Source organism: Erythrobacter donghaensis, from assembly GCF_001557325.1.
Classification (GTDB): domain Bacteria; phylum Pseudomonadota; class Alphaproteobacteria; order Sphingomonadales; family Sphingomonadaceae; genus Erythrobacter; species Erythrobacter donghaensis_B.
Genome location: NZ_LSJS01000292.1, coordinates 51,761 through 73,429 on the forward strand (window position 1 = coordinate 51,761; position 21,669 = coordinate 73,429).

General features: G+C 68.5%; 19 protein-coding genes. 8 read left to right on the top strand and 11 right to left on the bottom strand.

Translation table 11 applies throughout. From position 1 onward, the window contains the following. Nucleotides 1-62: 62 nt before the first annotated feature. Both ribA and AX692_RS16640 read right to left on the bottom strand, forming a co-directional pair. Complete coding sequence (gene ribA, locus AX692_RS16635; protein WP_073974617.1) at nt 63-1,133, bottom strand: GTP cyclohydrolase II; 1,071 nt, start codon at nt 1,131-1,133, stop codon at nt 63-65. Further along, nucleotides 1,130-1,918 (bottom strand): exodeoxyribonuclease III, encoded by a 789-nt coding sequence (locus tag AX692_RS16640; RefSeq protein ID WP_073974598.1) that lies wholly within the window; start codon nt 1,916-1,918, stop codon nt 1,130-1,132. Before AX692_RS16640 ends, ribA begins: the two co-directional genes overlap by 4 nt. A gap of 96 nt (nt 1,919-2,014) precedes the next feature. Here AX692_RS16640 and AX692_RS16645 point away from each other — a divergent pair, with 96 nt between their 5' ends. Next, nucleotides 2,015-3,415 (top strand): alkaline phosphatase, encoded by a 1,401-nt coding sequence (locus tag AX692_RS16645; RefSeq protein WP_073974597.1) that lies wholly within the window; start codon nt 2,015-2,017, stop codon nt 3,413-3,415. Between the two features lie 363 nt (nt 3,416-3,778). On the opposite strand, the gene AX692_RS16650 is transcribed toward AX692_RS16645, so the two are convergent. The 5 genes from AX692_RS16650 to pabB all read right to left on the bottom strand — a co-directional run bounded on the left by AX692_RS16650 (nt 3,779) and on the right by pabB (nt 7,728). Next, entirely contained in the window at nt 3,779-4,450 is a 672-nt protein-coding gene (locus AX692_RS16650; RefSeq protein WP_073974596.1) for a LolA family protein, read from the bottom strand. A gap of 79 nt (nt 4,451-4,529) precedes the next feature. Beyond that, the gene (gene rpmG, locus AX692_RS16655) at nt 4,530-4,697 is read right to left on the bottom strand and encodes a 50S ribosomal protein L33 (protein ID WP_017664380.1); all 168 of its coding nucleotides are present in this window, start codon (nt 4,695-4,697) and stop codon (nt 4,530-4,532) included. 139 nt (nt 4,698-4,836) lie between these two features. Beyond that, the gene (gene arfB / locus AX692_RS16660) at nt 4,837-5,259 is read right to left on the bottom strand and encodes an alternative ribosome rescue aminoacyl-tRNA hydrolase ArfB (RefSeq protein ID WP_073974595.1); all 423 of its coding nucleotides are present in this window, start codon (nt 5,257-5,259) and stop codon (nt 4,837-4,839) included. Next, nucleotides 5,252-5,911, bottom strand: coding sequence for an RluA family pseudouridine synthase (locus AX692_RS16665; RefSeq protein WP_073974594.1), 660 nt, complete (start codon nt 5,909-5,911; stop codon nt 5,252-5,254). The genes arfB and AX692_RS16665 overlap by 8 nt, the downstream gene beginning before the upstream one ends. Beyond that, entirely contained in the window at nt 5,908-7,728 is a 1,821-nt protein-coding gene (pabB, locus tag AX692_RS16670; RefSeq protein WP_073974616.1) for an aminodeoxychorismate synthase component I, read from the bottom strand. The genes AX692_RS16665 and pabB overlap by 4 nt, the downstream gene beginning before the upstream one ends. Nucleotides 7,729-7,844: 116 nt before the next feature. On the opposite strand from pabB, the gene AX692_RS16675 reads away from it, so the two are divergent. After that, nucleotides 7,845-9,383, top strand: coding sequence for a helicase HerA-like domain-containing protein (locus AX692_RS16675; protein WP_073974593.1), 1,539 nt, complete (start codon nt 7,845-7,847; stop codon nt 9,381-9,383). A 283-nt stretch (nt 9,384-9,666) separates the two neighbouring features. Here the strand turns inward: AX692_RS16675 and AX692_RS16680 are convergent, their stop codons facing one another. After that, on the bottom strand, nt 9,667-10,059 hold the full coding sequence (locus AX692_RS16680; RefSeq protein WP_073974592.1) for a VOC family protein: 393 nt from the start codon (nt 10,057-10,059) through the stop codon (nt 9,667-9,669). A gap of 117 nt (nt 10,060-10,176) precedes the next feature. After that, entirely contained in the window at nt 10,177-11,985 is a 1,809-nt protein-coding gene (locus AX692_RS16685; protein WP_073974591.1) for an aminopeptidase P family protein, read from the bottom strand. Nucleotides 11,986-12,108: 123 nt separating this feature from the next. Here AX692_RS16685 and AX692_RS16690 point away from each other — a divergent pair, with 123 nt between their 5' ends. Together AX692_RS16690 and AX692_RS16695 are read left to right on the top strand one after the other, a co-directional pair. Further along, nucleotides 12,109-14,352 (top strand): S9 family peptidase, encoded by a 2,244-nt coding sequence (locus AX692_RS16690; protein WP_073974590.1) that lies wholly within the window; start codon nt 12,109-12,111, stop codon nt 14,350-14,352. Between the two features lie 105 nt (nt 14,353-14,457). Further along, nucleotides 14,458-14,850, top strand: a complete 393-nt coding sequence (locus AX692_RS16695) for an acyl-CoA thioesterase (protein ID WP_073974589.1) — start codon at nt 14,458-14,460, stop codon at nt 14,848-14,850. A gap of 3 nt (nt 14,851-14,853) precedes the next feature. On the opposite strand, the gene AX692_RS16700 is transcribed toward AX692_RS16695, so the two are convergent. After that, complete coding sequence (locus AX692_RS16700; protein WP_073974588.1) at nt 14,854-16,596, bottom strand: GGDEF domain-containing protein; 1,743 nt, start codon at nt 16,594-16,596, stop codon at nt 14,854-14,856. Between the two features lie 208 nt (nt 16,597-16,804). Here AX692_RS16700 and AX692_RS16705 point away from each other — a divergent pair, with 208 nt between their 5' ends. From AX692_RS16705 to AX692_RS16720, 4 genes are read left to right on the top strand one after another with little or no spacing between them, the layout of a single operon-like run. Next, nucleotides 16,805-17,866 (top strand): substrate-binding domain-containing protein, encoded by a 1,062-nt coding sequence (locus AX692_RS16705; RefSeq protein WP_073974587.1) that lies wholly within the window; start codon nt 16,805-16,807, stop codon nt 17,864-17,866. A gap of 54 nt (nt 17,867-17,920) precedes the next feature. Then, a complete protein-coding gene (locus tag AX692_RS16710; protein WP_230959547.1) occupies nt 17,921-19,003 on the top strand; it encodes a PstS family phosphate ABC transporter substrate-binding protein in 1,083 nt (360 codons plus the stop codon). Nucleotides 19,004-19,052: 49 nt separating this feature from the next. After that, a complete protein-coding gene (locus AX692_RS16715) occupies nt 19,053-20,192 on the top strand; it encodes a DUF2157 domain-containing protein (protein ID WP_073974585.1) in 1,140 nt (379 codons plus the stop codon). Beyond that, entirely contained in the window at nt 20,189-20,755 is a 567-nt protein-coding gene (locus tag AX692_RS16720; RefSeq protein WP_073974584.1) for a GDYXXLXY domain-containing protein, read from the top strand. Before AX692_RS16715 ends, AX692_RS16720 begins: the two co-directional genes overlap by 4 nt. A 1-nt stretch (nt 20,756) precedes the next feature. Here the strand turns inward: AX692_RS16720 and AX692_RS16725 are convergent, their stop codons facing one another. Beyond that, nucleotides 20,757-21,668, bottom strand: coding sequence for a sugar-transfer associated ATP-grasp domain-containing protein (locus tag AX692_RS16725; protein ID WP_073974583.1), 912 nt, complete (start codon nt 21,666-21,668; stop codon nt 20,757-20,759). Nucleotide 21,669 lies beyond the last annotated feature (1 nt).

Genomic DNA, 21,669 nt, shown 5'->3' on the forward strand with positions numbered 1-21,669 from the left:
CGTGGGGTCTCCCCGGTTGCAGGGCCGCGATGGTCGGCCAAAAGGCGCGCGGGCGCAAGGCGTTAGGTGAGCAGATGCCCTGACCGGTCCCGCTTGGTCGCCAGATAGCGCGCGTTGTGGGGGTTTTCGGGCAGCTGGTGCGGCACCCGCTCGCTCACCGTGATCCCCGCCGCCTCGAGCGCGCGGACTTTTGCCGGGTTGTTGGTGAGCAAGCGAATGGTGGTCGCCCCCAGCAGCTCGAGCATCCGCGCCGCCACGGGGAAATCGCGTGCTTCGTCGGGGAGGCCAAGGCGCTGGTTGGCCTCGACCGTGTCGAACCCCTGATCCTGCAGGCGATAGGCGCGCAGCTTGTTGATGAGGCCGATCCCGCGCCCCTCCTGCCGCATGTAGAGCAGCACGCCCCACCCGCCCGACGCGCTCGCCTCGTGCGCCATGGCGTGGAGCGCGGCGTCGAGCTGCGGGCCGCAGTCGCATTTGAGGCTGCCGAGGATGTCGCCTGTCAGGCACTCGGAGTGGAGGCGGACGAGCGGCTGGCGGTCGCCGGTCTGCCGGCCGATGATCAGGGCGACGTGTTCGCGCAGGTCGGCATTGGAGCGAAAGGCGACGATCTCGGCATCCTCGCAGGCGCTGACCGGCAGGCGCGCGCGGGTGACGATCTTGAGCGCGCCCGCGTCGGCATAGGCGGCCAGATCGCCGAGGCTGACGGGGAGCGCCTCGCCTGCGGCTTCGGCGTCGACCATGAAGGCAGGGAGAATGCCCGCGATCCGCGCCAGTTCGAGCGCGGCCGTGGCGGTCTCGGCCCAGTCGAGGCTCACCGCCTTGAACGGGCCCTTGAGGGGGTTGCCGAGGTCCAATGCCGGATCGGCGATGGGGAGCGCATCGCGCAAGCTGAAATCCTCGCCCCCCGCGATCAGCACCGGCGCGTGGGGCACGGCGGCCTCTTTCTGGTTGGCGAGCTTCAATGTCGCAGCACGCGCGGCGGAGATCAGCATTTGCGGCGCGCGGGCATCGGGCGCGGTGGCGGTTTCGACCGGGAGCAGAACCGGCCCGCCCTCGAACGCCAGCGGCCAGCCGTGGCGCAGCGCGTCGACGGCCTGCGCCGCGCGGCGTTCAGGCGATGGCCCGAGCGTCAGAGGTCGAACTCCGTGATCAGCGGCACGTGATCCGACGGCTGCTCCCACGCCCGCGCGCCTTCCAGCACCCGGTGCGCCCGCGATTGCCGCGCGACCTCGGGCGAGGCCCACATGTGATCGAGGCGGCGGCCCTTGTCGTTCTCCTGCCAGCCGGGATTGCGGTAGCTCCACCACGAGTAATAGCGCTGCGGGGCGGGGATGTGCTGGCGGCCAAGATCGACCCAGCCGTGGGCGTCCCGGAACCGGCCCAGCGTCTCCACCTCGATCGGCGTGTGGCTGACGACCTTCAAGAGCTGCTTGTGGCTCCACACGTCGCTTTCGAGCGGGGCGATGTTGAAATCGCCGACGATCAGCGTCGGCTTGTCGAGCGTGTCGGCCCACTTGGTCATCCGCCCGAGAAAATCGAGCTTCTGGCCGAACTTGGGGTTCAATTCGCGGTCGGGAATGTCGCCGCCCGCCGGGATGTAGACGTTCTCGACGAGGAGATCCTTGCCCAGTACCTCGACCCCGATATGCCGCGCCTCGCCATTGTCCTGCCAGTCGTGGCGGGTGACCTCGCGGATCGGCACGCGGGAGACCGTCGCGACCCCGTGATAGCCCTTCTGCCCGCTCACCGCCTGGTGGGTGTAGCCCAGCGCCGCCAATGCCTCGGCGGGGAAGAGGTGGCTCTCGCACTTGATCTCCTGCAGGCACAGGATGTCGGGCGCGGCCTCGGTGAGCAGCTTCTCGATCAGGCCGACGCGCAGGCGTGCGGAGTTGATGTTCCAGGTCGCGACGGTCAGCATGGGGCGGACTTAGTTGTCCGCGAGCGAAAGTTCTAGCTTTCACTTTATCGTCAAACGGCGGCGCGATAGGGCGGGGCACCTGACCGGAGACCCGCCATGATCACCCGCACCCTGCTTGCCGCCCTGCTCCTCGCCTCCGCCGCCGCGACCCCGGTGCTAGCCAAGGAGCGCCGCGCCAAGCCGCCGGAGGAGCCGCGCGCGAAGAACGTCATCCTGTTCATCGGCGACGGCATGGGCATCTCCACCATCACCGCCGCGCGCATCTATGACGGGCAGAAGCGTGGGCAAACCGGCGAGGAGAACCAGCTCAGCTTCGAGAAATTCCCGAACGTGGCGCTGGTCAAGACCTACAACACCAACGCGCAGGTGCCCGACAGCGCGGGGACGGCGACCGCGATGCATTCGGGGCTCAAGACCCGCATCGGGGTGCTCGGGATCGGGCCCGCGGCGGAAAAGGGCGTGTGCCGCGATGCGCTCGCTCACCCGCTGCCCTTGCTGGGCGAGGAAGTGAAGCAGCGCGGGCTGGCGCTCGGGATCGTCACCACCACCCGCATCACCCACGCGACCCCGGCGAGCGTCTATGCCCGCTCGGCCGACCGCGACTGGGAGGCCGACACCAGCATCCCGGCCGACCAGCAGGTCGGGTGCAAGGACATCGCGCTCCAGCTTGCCGAGGCGCAGTTCGATGTCGCGCTGGGCGGCGGAGCGCGCAGCTTCTACGGCAAGAGCGGCGGCGGGCGCAGGAGCGATCCGGGGGCCGATCTCCCCGCCGCATGGGCCGCGAAGAACGGCGGCGTGGTGGTGAAGGATGCAGCCGCCCTCGCCGCGGCCCCCGTCGGCAAGCCGGTGCTCGGGCTGTTCAACGCCGATCACATGACCTTCATGGCCGAGCGGAAGGCAGACTCGCCCGAGCCCACCCTCACCGACATGACCGCCGCCGCCATCGCGCGGCTCAAGGCCGATCCCGACGGCTTCTACCTGATGGTCGAGGGCGGGCGGATCGACCATGCGCACCACGCCGGCAAGGCAGGCTTTGCGCTCGAGGAGGCGGTCGAGTTCGCCCGCGCGGTGCAGTGGGCGGTCGAGAACACCGATCCCGAAGAGACGCTGATCCTCGTCACCGCCGATCACAGCCACGTCTTCACCATCGCCGGCTATCCGCAGCGCGGGAACGACATCCTCGGGCTGGTGGTCGCGCCTCCGGGCCGCGGCGAGGATGGCGGCGACGGCAAGAGCCCGGTGCTGGCGGCGGACGGCAAGCCCTACACGACGCTCGGCTATGCCAACGGCCCCGGCGCAGTGAAGGGCGAGCGCCCGGTGCCCGAGACCGGCGTGGCCGCGACCCAGCAGGCGGTGGTGCCGACCGGCGCGGAGACCCACGCGGGCGAGGATGTCGCCCTGTTCGCCACCGGCCCGGGAGCAGAGCGTGCGCGCGGGGTGATCGAGCAGAACGTGATCTACAACATCATCCGCAAGGCGCTCGGCTGGGAGAAATAGGGATAAGCGCGCAGGTCTGGCGTCTTGCGCTGCAACGGCGGCGCAGCCGCCGCAAGGCCGAACGGCCGCCCGAGCTTATGCGAGGAAAGCCAAGCAGCGCGGACGCGCTGCGCCCGGCGTCTGAGGGCGCAAACAAAAAACCCTCCAGACACCAAAAACCCCCGACCCGGGGGCGATGGGTCGGGGGTTCCATGGAGCGTTCGTCACGCTTGTGCAAGACAGGCCCATTTGAAGGGTGGGCAACAGGGGGGAAACCTCCCTTCGGCCCGCCTTGTTGAGAATGATTAACCGGTTCTGCCTTTCACTGACATGAACGCGGCAAGTTTTCTGTCGCTTTCATACAACCGTTCGTCGGACGCCCGTTCAGCCGGGGCGACGAGCCGTGCGGCGCGGGTCCTTGAAGGTGAAGGTGCTGTCGGCCACCGCCACCCCGTAGCGCTGGTTCGACAGCTCCACCCGGGTGCGGTTGTTCTGCGCGTCGAGCGCCACCCAGTAGGCGAGCTGCAAGCCCCCGGGCGCGGCGGCATTCTTCACGAAAATCAGCGTGATCATCCCGAATTCGGGCTTCTTGGGATCGCGCACCTGGACGCTGATCACGTCCTTGCTCGAGGTCGGCATCAGCTTGCCGAAGCGCTTCACGTCCTTGTCCGGATCGAACAGCGCGCCCAGCGGCGAGTTGCCGATCGGCCAGCGTTCGACCTGCGCGACCTCGTAGTCGATCACATAGAGCGACTTGCCGTTGGAGATGACGAGGAAATCGGCGTTCTTGCCGTAGTCGAAGCGGATCTTGCCCGGGCGCTTCAGGGTCATCACCCCGCGCAGGCTCTGCCCGTTGCGGTCGGTCTGGACGAAATCGGCCTTCATGGTCGAGATCGACCGCAAGGCGGTGACCACGCGGTCGAGATCGGTGGTCGCAGCCTGCGCGGCGGCGGGGGTGGCCAGCGGGGCGGTGTCGCCCGGGGCCAAACCGAGGCCTAGCGCTCCGGCCGAAAGGCCGAGCGCCGCGACGCGAAGTTTTGTCGAAACTGTTTTCATGCCGCTGCGCCTAGGTCGCAAGGCTTGAACTGTCGATGAATTACCGCACTCATGCCCGAGGGTCGGCGCGGCAGGAGCCTTACTTGATCTTGGCTTCCTTGAATTCGACATGCTTGCGCGCGACCGGGTCGTACTTGCGGAAGCTCATCTTCTCGGTGATGTTGCGCGGGTTCTTCTTGGTCACGTAGAAGAAGCCGGTGCCCTCGCTCGAGACGAGGCGGATCTTGACGGTGGTGGGCTTCGCCATGGCGGGTTCCTGTCAACTGGGTCGGCCCGGCGAGTGCTGTCCGCAGGGCTAAAAAGCAAATAGCGGCGCGCCCGGAAGGCCCGGCACACCGCCACACGGGCGCGCCCTTCGCCGATTCACGGACAAAAGTCAATAAGGCTCACCAGTCCGAAGCACGGGGCTTGCCGCGATTGGCCTTCACCGCGCCGCGCACCTTCTTGACCTTGAGGCGCTCGGTCTTGCCCACGCGGTTGACTCGGGTCTTGGCGCGCCGCTTGGGCTCGACCAGCGCCGCCTCGAGCAGCGCGGCGAGCTTGATGCGCGCGTCCTGCCGGTTGGCGTCCTGCGTGCGGTGGGCCTTGGAGGTGACGATGAGGTCGCCGTTGCCGGCGAGCTTCGCGCCCGCGAGCTTGCGCAGCCGCGCGAACACCGACGGCGATAGACGCAGCGCGTAGATGTTCACCCGCAGCTCGACTTCGGTCGCGACCTTGTTGGCGTTCTGCCCGCCGGGGCCCGAGCCTGCGAGAAAGCTCTCGCTGGCGAGCCTTATCGCCCGCGCGGAGAGAGGCTCTTCGTCATCCATCCTTCGCCCCGAGTGCGAGGAAATCCGCAGGCAGCGGCGCACGCGCCGCGATCGGCGTCTTGCCGGGCCGCTCCACCGTGAGGCTCTCGGCGTGGAGCATGGTGCGCTTGGCCGCGCCCGCGTTCCCCGCGCCATAGACCGGATCGCCCAGCAGCGGCGCGCCGAGGCCCTTCAGGGCATGCACCCTGAGCTGGTGGGTTCGCCCGGTCTCGGGCCGGAAGCGGATCAGGCTGTGGGGGCCCAGCTCCTCGACCAGCTCCCAGTGCGAGACAGCGGGCTTGCCCTTCTTCGCCGCGATCATCCGCCAGCCCTTCTCGGCCGAGCTGATCTTGGCGAGGGCGAGTTCGATGGTGCCGCTAGTGCCCGTCGGATGGCCCGCGAGGATCGCGAGGTAAGTCTTGCCCACCAGCCGCTCCTCGAAGGCGCGGTTGAAACGGGCGAGCGCCTTGGGGTTCCTCGCCAGAAGCAGGCAGCCGCTGGTATCCGTGTCCAGCCGGTGCACCGCCACCGGCGCGCGCTGGAAGCCGAGCTTCAGCCGCTCGAGGTGGTCCTCGAGGCAGATCCCACCCTTCCTCGGCCGGTCGACCGCCATGCCCGAAGGCTTGTCGATCACCAGCGCCTCGCCGTCTTCGTAGAGGATCGGGAGGCTCACGCGAGCACCGCTTTCATCAGGCCGCGCAGGGCGTTGCCGATCCGGAAGCCGCCGGCGAGATCGTCAAGCGTCACCTCGCCCTCGCGCGCGCGGCCCTCGGCAATCAGGCTTCCCCGCAGCACCCCGGGCAGCAGGCCGAGCGCGAGCGGCGGAGTGATAAGCACGCCGTCCGGCCCGTCGACGAAGACGCTGGTCCAGCTGCCCTCGGTGACGAGGCCGTCGCCGCGCACCAGCAGCGCTTCCTCCGCGCCGAGGCTGCGCGCGGCGGCCAGCGCGTCCTCGTAGAACCCGCGGTCCGAGGTCTTGTGTGCGAGCCGCCAGTCGGTGGGATCGAGCGGGTGCGGGAAAGCGGCGACCTTGACCGGCCCCGCCAGCGGCGCGGGCAAGGGCGCGGTCTCGAGCGCGCTCGCGCCGGAGCGGCTGACCAGCAGCCGTACCCTTGCGGGCGCGTCGAGCTCGAAACACAGCGCCTGGATCTGGTTGCGCAAGGCATGGCGATCGAAGGCAAAGCCCAGCGCCGCCGCGCTCGCCTTCATTCGGGCGAGGTGATCTTCGAGCAGCATGATGCCGCTTTCGGGCTCGAAACGCATCGTCTCGATCAGGTCGCATTGCGCCGCGCCAAGACCCGGTGCCGCGCGGCGCAGGAAACCGGCCTTGATCTCGCATTCGCGCCGTTCGGCCATCGGATCGCTGTCCGCGACCACGGCCGAGCCGATGCCGAGCACCGCGCTGCCCTGCCCGTTCTCTACGGGCGTGAGCCGCAAGGTGCGGATCGCGACGTTGAAGGCGGCATTCCCATCCGCATCGATCCGGCCGATCGCCCCGCAATAGGCCCCGCGGGCATCGCGCTCGACCTCGGCCAGCAGCTCTATCGCCCGGATCTTGGGCGCGCCGGTGATCGAGCCGCAGGGGAACAGCGCGCGCACCAGCTCCATCGCGCCCTTGCCCGGGCTGAGCCGCGCGCGCACGGTCGAGACCATCTGGTGCACGGTCGGGTAGCTCTCGACTGCGAAAGGCGCATCGACCCGGACGCTCCCCGCCTCGGCCACGCGCGACAGGTCGTTGCGCATCAGGTCGACGATCATCAGGTTCTCGGCGCGGTCCTTGACCGAGGTGGCGAGGTCTTCCACCGCCGCGCGGTCGGCCGCCGGATCGGCGGAGCGCGGGCGCGTGCCCTTCATCGGCTTGACCTTGGCCTCGCTGCCGCTCAGCGCCACGAACAGCTCGGGCGAGAAGCTCAGCAGCCAGTGCGACCCGTCGAAGATCAGCCCGCCATAACCCGCCGCCGCCGCGCCGCGAAGGGCCGCGTAGAGCCCCACCGGATCGCCGCGGAAGCTGCCCGCGAGCGGGTAGGTGAGGTTCGCCTGGTAGATGTCGCCAGCGCGGATCGCCTGGGAGAGCTGCGCGAAGGCTGCGCCATAGCCGCCGGGCGAGAGCTGCGGCTCCATCGGGCCGAGCGTGCCCGGCCCCTCGGCCCTGTCGGCAAGCCAGGCGGGCACATCGGCGGCGGCGATGCGGCGCGGGGCATCGAACAGCCCGAGCCACACCAGCGGGCCGTTCGCGCCGCTGCGCGCCGCAGCCGACGCGGCAAGACGCGGCTCCAGCGCCAGTCCGGCCTCGTAGGCGACATAGCCTGCCACGGGGCCGCCGTCCGCCACCCGCGCCGCCTCGGCCGCGGCGAACACCGCTTCGACCTCGTCCGCCCGGTTGGCCACGAACAGCGCGCGCGGCCCCTCGTAGAGCAGCGCGTCGGCGGCGCCTTCGCCGGCGCGGGCATCATCGAGCAGGACGAACGGAGCAGGCGAGCCAATAGCCATAGCCTGCGAAGCCTTGGCCCAATCGCGCGCGGAAGTCGAGAACTTGACCGCCGCGCCGCGCCCTTGCACACCTCCGCGCGACTTTTCGCCGACACATCGCAGACTTGGGGGCAGGCATGACAGAGAGCGCATCCGACATCTATCTCGGCCTCGGCGCGGAGGGATCGCGCCAGACGTTGCTGCTCGGCCGCTCGAACCGCCACGGGCTGATCGCGGGCGCGACCGGGACCGGCAAGACCGTGACCCTGCAGGGCATCGCCGAGAGCTTCTCGGCCGCCGGTGTTCCGGTGTTCCTCGCCGACGTGAAGGGCGATCTGTCGGGGATCGCCATGCCCGGATCGCCCACCTTCAAGCATGCCGACAAGCTCGAGGCGCGCGCCAGGGAGCTCGGCATCACCGATTACAGCTATGCCGACAATCCGGTGATCTTCTGGGATCTTTATGGCGAACAGGGCCACCCGATCCGCACCACGGTGTCAGAGATGGGCCCGTTGCTGCTGTCCCGCCTGCTCGACCTCAACGAGACGCAGGAAGGCGTGCTCCAGATCATCTTCCGCTATGCCGACGAGAACGGCCTGCTGCTGCTTGATTTCGAGGACCTGTCGGCGCTGCTCACCTGGGCGAACGAGAATGCCGCCGCGCTTTCAGGCAAATACGGCAACGTCACCAAGCCCTCGGTCGGCTCGATCCAGCGGCAATTGCTGAGCTTCGAGGCGCAGGGCGCGAACCACTTCTTCGGCGAGCCGGCGCTGGAGATTGGCGACTTCCTCAAGGTCGATGATCAGGGGCGCGGCTATGTCAACGTGCTCGCCGCCGACAAGCTGATGCGCAGCCCCAAGCTCTATGCCACCTTCCTCCTGTGGCTGCTGGCCGAGCTGTTCGAATCGCTCCCCGAAGTGGGCGATCCCGAAAAGCCCAGGCTGGTGTTCTTCTTCGACGAGGCGCACCTGCTGTTCGACGACGCGCCCAAGGCGCTGCAGGACACGATCGAGCAGGTGGTGCGGCTGATCAGATCGAAGGGCGTGGGGGTGTTCTTCGTCACCCAGAACCCGATCGACATTCCCGAGGAGGTCGCCGGGCAACTCGGCAACCGCGTCCAGCATGCGCTGCGCGCCTTCACCCCGCGCGATCAGCGCGCGATCAAGGCGGCGGCGGAGACCTTCCGGGTGAACCCGAAGCTCGATGTCGAGGCGGTGATCACCGAACTGAAGGTCGGCGAGGCGCTGGTCTCGACGCTAGACGATGACGGCGCGCCGACGGTGGTCGAGCGCACGCTGATCAAGCCCCCGCGCTCGCGGCTGGGGCCGGTGAGCGAGAAGGAGCGCGCGATCATCCAGTCGGTGAGCCCGGTGGAGGGCAAGTACGACACCCCCGTGGACCGCGAGAGCGCCGCCGAAGTGCTCGCCGCCAAGGCGGCCGACGCTGAAGCGACCGCGCAGGAAGTGGCGGAGAAGGGCAAGGAGGAAGTCGCCAAGCGCGAACGCAGGACGCCCTCGGTGTGGGAGAAGGCGGGCAAGAACGCGATGACTGCCGCCAGCGGTTCACTCGCCTCGATGGCGGTGGCGATGGTTCTCGGCAAGAAGTCGGGTGCCGACCCGCTGCGCACCGGAGCGACGGCCTTCGTGCGCAATCTGCTGGGCGGGCTGATGCGCTAGCGCTGCCGAATGTTTCACGTGGAACAGTCGATAACCCGCCCATGACCCGCGCATAACCGCGCCATTACCGCGCAATTACATGGGTAACGCGCACCCCTTGGCGCGCGCCGTGCTGCGTGCCCTGACCCGCGGTGATGAAGATCGCGGTCGCGCCCTTCCGCCCCGTCCGCCGCGTGACGCTCGGCATGGCCCGCATACCACTCCATCCCGGCGAAGGGCGGCGCTGCCACCGCCCTTGCACCCTGTCCCAAGTGGATGAAGCGCTCGCAGAGCCGGGGCGCGGTCATTCGCCGGTCTTTTCCGGCGCGATCATGCAGAAGGCGTTGAGCTTGTTGCCATCCGGATCGCGGAAATAGGCGGCGTAGAAGCCGTCATTGCCGCGCGGCCCCGGCGCGCCCTCGCAGGTGCCGCCATGCGCGAGCGCGGTTTCGTGGACGGCGTGGACCTGCTCCGGCGATTTCACCTCGAGCGCGACCATCACCCCGTTGCCCACCGTGGCGGGCTGGCCATCGAACGGCAGCGTCGCCGCGATCCCCGGCGCGCCGCCCCATGCGCCCCAGGCGATGAAGCTCTCGAAATCCATCATCCGCCCCACCCCGAACTGCGCGGCGAGCGCGTCATAGAAAGTCGCGGCGCGCGGCAGATCGTTGGTGCCGAGGGTGACGTAGCCGATCATTGATGTTCCTCCCATGATGCGAATCAATGACGGAACATTACAGGAACATTTGCAGGGCGACAAGCGGGCCTTCGAGTCCCTCACCATTGCTGCGCAACGGGGAGCGACTGGAGAGGGTCAAAGCGGCGCGGTCTCCCGTTCGACCCACGCCAGATCCTCGCCCGACAGGCGCGGCGCGAGCAGCGCGCGCACCTGGGCGTGATAGGCATCGACCCACGCCACTTCCTCCGCGGTCAGCAGCGCCTTGTCGATCAGCTTGCGATCGAGCGGCACGAAGGTCAGCGTCTCGAACCCGAGCCAGGTGCCCTCCTGCCCCGCGATCTGCCGCTCCTCGACCAGCACCAGGTTCTCGATTCGGATGCCGAAGTGGCCCTGCTTGTAATAGCCCGGCTCGTTCGAGAGGATCATGCCCGCGAACAGCTCCTGCCCGGTGCCCGCCTGCCCGCCAGAGGGCTTGGCGATGCGCTGCGGGCCTTCATGCACGCTGAGGAAGCTGCCGACACCGTGGCCGGTGCCGTGGGCGTAATCGACGCCTGCCTCCCAGAGATATTGCCGCGCCAGCACATCGAGCTGGCCGCCCGCCGTGCCTTGCGGAAACACCGCGCGGGCGAGCTGGATGTGGCCCTTCAGCACCCGCGTGTTGCGGTCGCGCATTTCCGCCGTCGGTTCGCCGGGGCCGACCCAGACCGTGCGGGTGATGTCGGTGGTGCCGCCCGGATACTGGCCTCCGGAATCGACCAGGTAGATCGAGGAGGGCGGGATCGGGATATTGCTGTCTGCGTCCACCTTGTAGTGCGGCAGCGCGGCGTGGCCGGCGGCGGCGGAGATGGTATCGAAGGAGAGATCGCGCAGGCCCGGGTCTTCCGCCCGGAAGAGCTGAAGGCGCGCCGCGGCCGAGAGCTCGTCGACCCCGCCCTTCGGCCCCTCGATTTCCAGCCAGCGCAGGAACTTCGACACCGCCGCCCCGTCGCGGGCCTGCGCGTCGCGGTGGCCCTGCTGTTCGGCCGGGTTCTTGATCGCCTTGGCAAGGATCGTCGGGTCCTGCTTGAAGGCGAACTGCGCGCCGCCGCTGCGCAGCGCCTGCGCGATGCCGACCACGGCGAAATCGGGGTCGATGGCGACGCTCTTGCCCGCGAAGGCGGAGCCGAGCGCCCCCTCGAACGCATCCCGGTCCCGGATCGTGACCGCGTTGCCGAGGTGGCGGGTCAGGTCGGGCGTCACCTTCTCGGGCGCGATGAACAGCTCGGCGCTGCCGTCCTTGTGGGCGATCACATAGGACAGTGCGACGGGGGTGTGCGCCACGTCCTGCCCGCGGATGTTGAGCAGCCACGCGACCGAATCGAGCGCGGGGATCACCACCGCATCGTGGCCCTCCTTCGCCAGCCAGTCGGCGACCGCGGCGCGCTTGTCGGCGGAGGAACGGCCCGCCAGCGCATCCTCGTGCGGGATGGCGATGGCGGGCGAGGGAGCGGGGCGATCGACCCACACGGCGTCGACCGGGTTGCTTGTCGCAGGCACGAGCGCGATGCCCTTGGCCGCAACCCGCTTCTCCAGCGCCTCGACCCAGGCCCAGGTGTGGAGCCAGGGGTCATAGGCGATCTTCGCGCCGCTCTCGCACACTTCGGCCAGCCAAGCAGCCAGCGTGTCCTTGGGGACGCTCCGATATTCGAACAGGTTCCCGTCGACCTGCTCGCGCACCTGCACGGTGTAGCGCCCGTCGACGAAGATCGCGGCGTGGGTGAGCGTCACCGCGGCAAACCCCGCCGAGCCGCCGAAGCCCGTCAGCCATGCGAGGCGCTGGGCATAGTCGCCGACATATTCGCTCATGTGCTCGTCGGAGATGGGGATGACGAAACCATCGAGCCCCCGCCGCTTCAGCTCCTCGCGCAGGGCGGCAAGGCGGGCTTCATGGGTTTGCATCAGCATGTCGTCGATCCTTCGGCGGGAGGCGCGGGCACTTGCCGCGCCCCGTTGTCGCGTTACAACCGCATCATAGGCCTCACTGGCCACTCTTTCCACCCAGACCAACCGACGGGAAACCCGCCCCCCATGTTTCGCCCGATCCGCAGCAACCCCAGTGTCCGGGCCCTTGCCCTGGCGCTGGCCGCCACCACCTTTGCACCGGCCGCGATGGCCGCCACCAGCGAGGACTCCCCTAGCGTGACCACTTCCGCCGCCGCTTCGACCACCGCCGCCACGACCGACATCAAGCCCCCGGTCGCCGAGAAGCGCCCGCACACCTACACCGTGCACGGCATCACGGTCGAAGACCCCTATGACTGGCTCTACGACAAGTCCTATCCCACGGTCGACGACGAGGACGTGCTGAACCACCTCAAGGCCGAGAACGCCTATTTCGAGGCACAGATGGAGGGCCAGAAGGCGCTGACCGAGGCGCTGTTCGCCGAGATGCGTGCGCGCATCAAGGAGGACGATTCGACCGTGCCCCAGAAGGACGGCGACTACCTCTACTGGTCCGAGTTCGAGGAAGGCGCGCAGTATCGCAAGCATTACAGGAAGCCGGTTGCCGGGGGTGAGGCCGAGCTGCTGATCGACGAGAATGCCCTCGCGGAAGGGCAGGAATATTTCCGCCTCGGCGCGGCCTCGATCAGTCAGAACGGGCGGTTCCTCGCCTATGCCACCGACACCACCGGGGGCGAGCGCTACACCGCGCGGATCAAGGATCTGACCACGGGCGAGCACCTTCCCGACGTGATCGAGAACCTGCGCGGCGACCTCGTGTGGGTGAAGGGCGACACCGCGCTCGTCTATGGCCCCTCGACCGAGGAATGGCGCACGCTCGAAGCGAAGATGCACGTGATCGGCACGCCCGTGGAGAGCGATGTGACGCTCTACAAGGAGGAGGACCAGAGCTTCGGGGTGGGCGCCGGGCTTTCGGCGCAGGAAGACTGGCTGATCATCGCCACCGGCGACAACGAGACCAGCGAAGTGCGCCTCGTCCCCGCCGCCGATCCGACCGCCGCGCCGATCCTCGTGCGCCCGCGCAAGAAGGGCGTCGAATACGGCGTCGACGTGCGCGACGGCGAGCTGTGGATCTGGACCAACGACGAGCACATCAACTTCCGCCTCGCCAAGGCGAAGCTGGATGCGCCGGGGGAATGGCAGACCGTCATCCCCGGCTCGGACGATTTCTATCTGACCGGTTTCGACCTGTTCAAGGACTTCTTCGTCACCGAGGGGCGGCTGAACGGCCTCGACCAGATCCAGCTGCGGCAATATGCCGACCCCGCCAAGGTCACCCCCGTGACCTTCCCCGAGCCGAGCTACACTGCGGGCCTCTCGAACAATCCCGAATACGACATGAGCGTGCTGCGGCTGTCCTATCAGTCGATGGTGACGCCGGGGACGGTCTATGATTACGACGTCAAGACCGGCAAGCTGACGACGCTCAAGACGCAGGAAATCCCGAGCGGCTATGACCCCTCGCTCTATGTCTCCGAGCGCCTGACCATCACCGCGCGCGACGGGACGCAGGTGCCGGTCAGCGTGCTGATGCGGCGCGACCGGGCCGAGATCCTGAAGAAGGCGGGGATCGAGGGTCCGGGGCCGCTGCACCTCTATGCTTACGGTGCATATGGCTATGCCGTGCCGCCGGGCTTCTCGACCGCGCGGCTCAGCCTTGTGGATCGCGGCTTTGCCTATGCCATCGCGCATATCCGCGGGGGCGATGATCTCGGGCGGCGCTGGTATCTCCAGGGCAAGCTGTTCGAGCGGACCAACACCTTCAACGATTTCGTCGACGCGGGCCGGGGGCTGATCGCCAAGGGCTATACCGCCGAGGGCATGGTCACCGCGAGCGGCGGCTCGGCAGGCGGCGAGCTGATGGGGGCCGTCATCAACCAGGACCCCGCGCAATATGGCGCGGTGGTGGCGCATGTGCCCTTCGTCGATGTGGTGAACACCATGCTCAACGAGAAGCTGCCGCTCACCCCGGGCGAGTGGCAGGAATGGGGCAACCCGATCACCGACAAGGCGGCGTTTGCCTACATGCTGTCCTATTCGCCCTATGATCAGGTGACCGCCAAGGCCTATCCGCCGCTGCTGGTGACCGCCGGGCTCAACGATCCGCGCGTGACCTATTGGGAGCCCGCCAAGTGGGTCGCCAAGCTGCGCGAGCTCAAGACCGACGACAACCTGCTGCTCCTCAAGACCAACATGGGCGCAGGCCACGGCGGGCAATCGGGGCGGTGGAACAGCCTCAAGGAGACCGCGGAGGAATTCGCCTTCATCCTGTGGCAGATGGGGATGGCACCCAAGAGCGAGGGCGAGTGAAGGCGCCGAACTACGATCGCGGCCTCGTCATCATCGTGGCGGCGGTGTTACTGGTGCCGTTCGCGTTCATTCAGCTGCTCTCCCTTCTGCCGAAATAGGCCGCCCGTGCCCAACCGCTTCACCCGCACCTTCACCGCGCGAGCCGAGCACATTGACGAGCTCGGCCACGTCAACAACACCGTGTGGGTGCAGTGGATTCAGGACATGGCGACCGCCCACTGGGACGCGGTCGCACGCCCCGAGGACCGGGCGGCGTTCTTCTGGGTCGTGGTGCGGCACGAGATCGATTATCGCGGCAATGTGTCCGAGGGCGAGACCGTCCACGCCGAGACATGGATCGAAGGCCCCGCCCAAGGCGCGAAGTCGCTGCGCCGCGTGGAATTCACCGACGCCGCCGGCAAGCGCCTCGTCAGCGCGGCGACCACCTGGGCGATGCTCGACCGCGCGACCGGACGGCTGGCGCGGGTGCGGCCCGAGGTGCTGGGGCCGTTTGCCTGAGGGTCAGGCGGCCCGCTCGCTCTCGGCCTTGCGGCCCTCGGGCGGGGAGCGGAACACGGTCAGCCGCTCGTAGCACAGCCGGTTGCGCCCGCTCGCCTTGGCCTCGTACATCAGCGCGTCTGCGCGGGCGTAGAACTCGGCGAAGGCCATCTTCTGCCGCCCGGCATCGCCCAGCACCACCACGCCCATGCTCGCGGTCACCGGCAGGTCGAGCCCGGGGACTTCCTTGGCGATCCGCATCGGGATCGCCTGGCGCAGCGCCTCGGCGCGCTCGATCGGGCGGGGGCCGCGCAGCAGCACCACGAATTCCTCGCCGCCCAATCGCACCGCCACCGCGTCGCGGTCCCCCGAGGAGCGGATCGCGCTCGCGCAGGCGACCAGCGCGGCATCGCCGACCTGGTGGCCGTGGACGTCGTTGATCGCCTTGAAGCGATCCAGATCGACCAGCGCGAAGGTGTCGAAGCCCTGCGCCAGCAGCTCGTCGAAGCGCGCCTCGATCGCGCGGCGGTTCATCAACCCGGTGAGCGAATCGCGGGTCGAGATCTGCTCGAGCATCCGCGCCTCGGTCAGCGCCGCATCGCGCTCGCGGCGCAGCGCGAGGAAGCGGTCGGCGATGGCGAGCGAGATCACCACCACCTCGATCCCGACCGCGACATAAAGCATCTGGTCGAGGCTCGAGGGGCCGGTGTGCCAGCCCAGCCCGCGCAGCAGGCGCTCGATCGAGGCGACGATGATCGGGGCCCAGGCGACGGCGAGGAAGCGGCCCGAGCGGCTGCCGCGCGCGATCGCCTCGATCACCGCCGCGCTGATCACGATGATCGCGGGCAGGAAGGCAAGGAAATAGCCGACATCGTCGAAGCGCTGGGTGGCATCGAGCTGGAGCGCGAAGAAGCCGGGCACGATCATCGTGAACCAGCCGGTCGCGATCGTCACCTGCCGCATCAGGCGGGACTGCGCGCCGCGTTCGAGGAAGCTCGCCAGGAACAGCGCCGAGATTCCCGCGCCCACCGCCCATGACAGCGGGCCCACCACCGCGATCACCGCCACCGGCAGCGTGACGAAGGCCGAGATCAGCCCGCCCGCGGTCAGCACATAGGTCATCATCGCGGTGACCATCGCCGCGTGCAGCACGACGAAGCGTTCGCGCAGCACCACGAAGAAGCTGATGTCGAACAGCAGCGGCAGCACCAGCATGCCCGCGACAAATGCGAGCAGCATCATGTCGATCTGCGACCAGTCGGCCAGCCCCGGGTCATGAGTGATGCGCGCCTCGGTGAGCAGCGGCACCGAATGCGGCGCCTCGATCCGGGCGATCAGCGTGGTGGTCCGCGGCGTGATCTCGGGGAGCGGGAGCTGGAACACGGGGCCCGCGGCAAAGGGCCTGCCGTCCGCCTCGCGCAGCACCAGGCTGCGCACCGCGCCGTCGCCGTCGATCGCATGGAAGGTGATCGTCTCGAAGCGCGCGGAGCGGCTGAAGAAGTGGCGGGGGAGCGCGCGCTTGTTCCAGTCCTTTGCCTCGAAGCGCAGCCACACTGCGGGCACATCCGAGCGCCAGCCGGAATCCTCGCAGGCCCACCCCGCGCGCGGACGCATGGCGTCCAGCCCGGCCGTGAGCCCGGTCGTCGCGTGGCAAGCAGGGGCATGGGTCGGCACGCGGTGGTCGTCTGCCGCCGCCGGTCGGGCAGCCAGCAACACCAGCATCACGGCGACCATGCCGAGCCGGGTAAGGAGGCGCAAGAGTGCCATGTCCGCAGCCCTACCATGCAAGCTCTTACGATGCTGTTAAGCGATTTTGCTCCATTTTGGAGATAATTCCATGCGTTTTGAAAGGTTTGCCCGAAGCGCCGCCGCGCGGCGATGCAAGCGGTTTACGCGAAGTAACGGACATGTCACGAAAGGCTCCTAGCGCATCTTGCTTCAAACATCGCGCCGCTGGCGCCGACCGGGACCCTACATGCCGCATTCGATCTCCGCCCTCCTCAAGACCGGCGCCGCTCTGGCGCTTGCCGCCGCCACGCTTGCCGCCTGCAATGCCGGCGGCGCCTCGGGAGCGCAGTCGGTTCACGCGGTGGGCTCCTCCACGGTCTATCCCTTCGCCAAGCTGGTCGCCGAGAATTTCTCGCGCAGCTTCCCCGACATGCGCTCGCCGCTGATCGAATCGACCGGTACCGGCAACGGCATCCAGCTGTTCTGCTCGGGCCTCGGCCCCAACACCCCGGACATGGTCAACGCCTCGCGCCGGATGAAGCCCTCCGAGTTCGACACCTGCGCCTCGAACAAGGTCGACGAGGTGATCGAACTCCAGGTCGGGCTCGACGGGATCGCCTTCGCCTCGGCCAAGGGCGGGATCAAGCTGAACCTCTCGCCCGAAACGATCTACAAGGCGCTCGCCGCGCGCCCCTACGGCAAGCCGCAGACCGCCAAGACCTGGGCCGATGTCGACCCGGCGCTGCCGGCCGAGCCGATCCTCGTCTACGGCCCGCCCTCGACCTCGGGCACGCGCGATGCGCTCAAGGAGCTGATCCTCCACGTCGGCTGCGACGTCGATCCGGCGATGAAGGCGCTGAAGGAAAAGGACGAGACCGAATACAGCCGGATCTGCACCGAGATCCGCGACGACGGCGCCTATTCCGACCAGGGCGAGCAGGACAACCTGATCGTCAACAAGATCGTCGCCAACCCCCGGATCGTCGGCATCTTCGGCTTTTCCTACCTCGAGGAGAACCTCGACAAGGTGCAGGATCTGCCGATGAACGGGGTGCAGGCGACCTATGAGAATATTGCGAATTTCTCCTATCCGGGCGCGCGGCCGCTCTACGTTTACGTCAAGAAGTCGCACTTGCGCGCTATCCCGGGCCTCGAGGACTTCATGAAGGAGTGGATCAAGAGCTGGGGCAAGGACGGTCCGCTCGCGCGTATCGGCATGGTCGCCATGCCCGCCGAGACGATGGCCGCCAATGTTGCCAAGGTGCAGAACCTGACGATCCTCACCAAGGCCGAGCTCGAGGCAGAATAGATCCGCTTCTCCATGGACTCATGACCACTTGGGGAGGGAATGATGTCTGAGAGAATGGGGATTTCGCTGAAGGATCGCAATGCGGCGCGCGCGCCCGCGGCGCTGCTGGTGCTGGCTGCCATGCTCGGCCTTCCGGGCTGCGGCGACAGCCCCGAGGATGCCGCCGCCAAGGCGATCAGCGTGGTCGGCTCCTCGACCGTCTACCCCTTCGCCAAGCAGGTCGCCGAGGATTTCGTCGCCGCCAACGAGGGGCTCGCCCCGCCGCAGGTCACCTCCTCGGGCACCGCCGACGGGATCGCCGCCTTCTGCGCCGGGGTGGGGGCGACCACCCCCGACATCGTCAACGCATCGCGCCGCATGACCCGCGCGGAATTCGCCGAATGCGCCGCCAACGGGGTGAGCGAGATCATCGAGGTCGAAGTCGGGCTCGACGGGATCGTCTTCGCTGCGGCCACCGACCGCGGGATCGACATCAAGCTGACCCGCGACAATGTCTACCGCGCGATTTCCAACAAGCCCTTCGGCCGCGAGCAGACCGCCAAGACCTGGGCCGATGTCGATGCCACGCTCCCCGCCACGCCGATCGTGGTCTATGGCCCACCCGAAAGCTCGGGCACGCGCGAGGCGCTGCTCGACCTCGTGGTCGAGCCCGGCTGCCGCCAGAACAGCGCGATGGCCGCCTTCGAGAAGAGCGATCCGGAACGCTTCCAGCGCGATTGCCACACGCTGCGCAGCGACAGCGGCTACAGCAGCCAGGGCGAGCAGGACGACCTGATCGTCCGCCGCGTCGCCTCCAACCCCGAGGCGATCGCGATCGTGGGCTATTCCTACCTCGCCAAGAACGCCCAGGCGGTGAAGCCGCTGGCGCTCGACGGTGTGATGCCGAGCCCGGCGACCATCGCCGACGGCAGCTACGAGGCGAGCCGCCCGCTCTATATCTACGTCAAGAAGGCCAACCTTTCGGTCACCCCGGGGCTCGACAAGTTCCTGGCCCAGTGGGCGCAGAGCTGGGGCGCGGACGGCGCGCTGGCGAAGATCGGGCTGGTGCCGCTCCCGGCCGACCGGCAGGCGCGGGCCGTCGCGGCGATCCAGAACCAGACGGCGCTGACCGCGGCCGCGCTCGACACCGCGCAGTAAGCGCCTGAAGTGATTGCGGCATGGCGGAGAGGCGGCTAACCTCTCCGCCATGAGCGCGCGCAAGATCGCCGAATGGCACGAGGCCGGCCTGATCGACGCTGCGACGCGCGACCGGCTTGCCGCCTATGAAGCCGAGCATGCCCGCCCGCTCCTGCTTTGGGCCGTGTGGGGCATCGGCGCGCTCGCCATCGGGCTGGGCGTGGTGTCGGTGGTGGCGGCGAACTGGGAGGATATTCCCGGGCTGGTCCGGCTGGCGGTGCATCTGGCGCTGATCGCCGGGCTGCTGGGCCTGCTGTTCATGCGCGAGGCACAGCTGGCCGAGCGCTCGCCGTGGATCGTCGAGGCGCTGGTCTTCGTCACCGCCGCCTTGGGCCTCACCTTCTTCGGGCATCTGGGGCAGGTCTACCAGACCTCATCGCCGCTGTGGCAGCCGCTCGCGCTGTGGTTGGCGCTGTTCGTGCCGCTGCTGCTGCTGACCGGGCGCAGCTGGGCGAGTGCGCTCGCGGTGATGGGCGGCGCGGTGTGGACGGCGTGGGAATATGCGGGCGCGAGCACCGGCTACGGGCGCGAGACTGACCTTGCCCTCAGCATCTGGCTCGCCTTCGTCGTCGCGCTGCCGGTGGCCTTCGCCCCGCTTGCCGCGTGGCTCGGCGGGCGCAGCGCGCGCGAGGATTTCTGGGAACGGCTCGAACAGCTTGCGCTCGCCTATGCGGTGGCGGGCGGCTCGCTCGCCTGCGTCTTCGCGAGCTTCGGCGGGCTCGATGGCCCGCAGCACGCGCTGGCCAGCGTGCTGACCTGCGGGGCGGTGCTGGTCGCGGGCGGCATCGGGGTGGCGCTGGCGCGGCCAGGCGTGTCGGGGCAGATGGCGGGCGCGATCATTGCGGGCGCGGGGCTGGTGATGCCGCTGGCCTATGCGGTGAACGACACCACCGTCCCGGCCGCGCTGGTGTTCTTCGCGCTGTGGGTCGGGATCGGCGCGGCGGCGCTGACCGCGCAGTGGCGGCGGGGGTTCCAGCAGGCGGTGGGGGTGATCGCCTTGCGGCTCATTATCCTGAGTTTCGAGCTGGCGGGCGATCTGTTGATGAACGGGCTCGGGTTAATCCTTGCAGGACTGATGATCCTCGGCGTCGCATGGGGCGCGGTGCGGGTGTCCAAGCGCTTCGCCCCACGCGCGGAGGGTGAGGCATGATGCGCGCCGCCCGCCTCGCCGCCGCCATCCTGCCGCTCCTCGGCCTCGGGGCGCTGTGGGCCATGAGCGACCGCACCTACCACAAGGGCACCGATTGGGAGGTGCCGATCGAGGGTTACGACCCGCGCGATTACCTGCGCGGGCACTATGTCGAGTTCAGCTATGACTGGCCGGGGCTCCCCGAGAGCGACATCCTCCCTTCCGCCCTGTGCCTTGAAGGCGCCGCGCCGGTGATCGACCGGGTGACGACCCATGCCGCTTTCCCCAACTGTGCCCACCCGGTCATGTCGCGTGCCTCGGACGTCTATGGCCTGAACAGCCTTTTCCGCGGGCGGCTCTATCTCGGGCAGGACCGGGCGGAGGCCCTGCAAAGCCAATTGCGCAACCGCGACCAGCGCGGGATCGTCACCATCCGCCAGCGCGAGGACGGGAGCTTCACGCCCATAAGCATCCGCTTCCGCCCGCTCACTCCGCAAGAAATCGCCGAGCGCGATGCGCCGGCGGGAGCCGCCCCGCTCTCGCCCTTCGATCCGCTTGCCCCGCCTGCGGTGATGGACAAATAGCCTAGCGGAAATCCTCGCCCGTCGCCGCGATGCGCGACTTGAGGCCTGCCTGACAGATGTTCTGGATCTCGATCCCCGGGTGGGCATTGACCTCGATCACCAGCGGGCCGTCATTGACGTCGAGCACGATGTCCGCCCCGCAATAGCCGAGGCCCACCGCCGGCCCGCACTTGGACGCCAGCTCCAGCACGCGCTTCCAGCCCGGAATCTCGAAGCCGATGAGGTTGACGCCGGTATCGGGGTGGTGGGTGATCGGCACGCCTTTCACCACCGCGCGGGTGATCTTGCCGGTCTCCATGTCGATCCCCGCCCCGATCGCGCGCTGGTGGAGGTTGGCCTTGCCGTCGCTCTCGATCGTGGGGAGCCGCACCATCGCCATCAGCGGGGTGTGGTGGAGGCTGATGACGCGCAGGTCCGGCAGGCCCTCGGGCACGATGCGCGAGAGCGCCGGGTCGGCAATTATCAGCGGCTCGATCAGCGCGGCGTCCTCGGCGGCGGAATCGCCCGAGAAGCCGCCGTCGACCACCTTCTGGATGTGGTGCATCACCATGTCTTCGGGCAGCGCCGCGCCCGAGCCCTTGTACCAGGTGTTCCCCTCGCGCCGCACCGCGAGCAGGATGCCGTCGCCCTGCGAGCCGCGCGCGGGCTTGATCGCCCAGGCATCGGGCATGTCGCGGCTCGGCTTGAAATCGGCGACCTGCTGGTGATCCTCGAGCACCGCGACGGTGCCGGTGCAGGCAATCCCCGCCGCCTCGAGCGCGCGCTTGGCCGCGACCTTGTCGCGCGCGCGCTCGATCGCGTGGCGCGGGTTGTATTTCTGGATCAGCGCATTGCGCATGTTGATGCCGAGGATCTCGCCCCCGGTCAGCGCGTCCTCGCCCAGCCCCAGCCAGCGGTTCACAAAGCCGAACATC

Coding starts and splice junctions, on each gene's coding strand:
- AX692_RS16725 (WP_073974583.1), bottom strand. CDS start 21,668: ATGTTCGGCTTTGTGAACCGCTGGCTGGGGCTGGGCGAGGACGCGCTG.
- arfB (WP_073974595.1), bottom strand. CDS start 5,259: ATGGATGACGAAGAGCCTCTCTCCGCGCGGGCGATAAGGCTCGCCAGC.
- AX692_RS16675 (WP_073974593.1), top strand. CDS start 7,845: ATGACAGAGAGCGCATCCGACATCTATCTCGGCCTCGGCGCGGAGGGA.
- AX692_RS16715 (WP_073974585.1), top strand. CDS start 19,053: ATGAGCGCGCGCAAGATCGCCGAATGGCACGAGGCCGGCCTGATCGAC.
- pabB (WP_073974616.1), bottom strand. CDS start 7,728: ATGGCTATTGGCTCGCCTGCTCCGTTCGTCCTGCTCGATGATGCCCGC.
- AX692_RS16640 (WP_073974598.1), bottom strand. CDS start 1,918: ATGCTGACCGTCGCGACCTGGAACATCAACTCCGCACGCCTGCGCGTC.
- AX692_RS16680 (WP_073974592.1), bottom strand. CDS start 10,059: ATGATCGGCTACGTCACCCTCGGCACCAACGATCTGCCGCGCGCCGCG.
- AX692_RS16710 (WP_230959547.1), top strand. CDS start 17,921: ATGGGGATTTCGCTGAAGGATCGCAATGCGGCGCGCGCGCCCGCGGCG.
- AX692_RS16645 (WP_073974597.1), top strand. CDS start 2,015: ATGATCACCCGCACCCTGCTTGCCGCCCTGCTCCTCGCCTCCGCCGCC.
- AX692_RS16720 (WP_073974584.1), top strand. CDS start 20,189: ATGATGCGCGCCGCCCGCCTCGCCGCCGCCATCCTGCCGCTCCTCGGC.
- AX692_RS16700 (WP_073974588.1), bottom strand. CDS start 16,596: ATGGCACTCTTGCGCCTCCTTACCCGGCTCGGCATGGTCGCCGTGATG.
- AX692_RS16690 (WP_073974590.1), top strand. CDS start 12,109: ATGTTTCGCCCGATCCGCAGCAACCCCAGTGTCCGGGCCCTTGCCCTG.
- rpmG (WP_017664380.1), bottom strand. CDS start 4,697: ATGGCGAAGCCCACCACCGTCAAGATCCGCCTCGTCTCGAGCGAGGGC.
- AX692_RS16685 (WP_073974591.1), bottom strand. CDS start 11,985: ATGCTGATGCAAACCCATGAAGCCCGCCTTGCCGCCCTGCGCGAGGAG.
- AX692_RS16705 (WP_073974587.1), top strand. CDS start 16,805: ATGCCGCATTCGATCTCCGCCCTCCTCAAGACCGGCGCCGCTCTGGCG.
- AX692_RS16650 (WP_073974596.1), bottom strand. CDS start 4,450: ATGAAAACAGTTTCGACAAAACTTCGCGTCGCGGCGCTCGGCCTTTCG.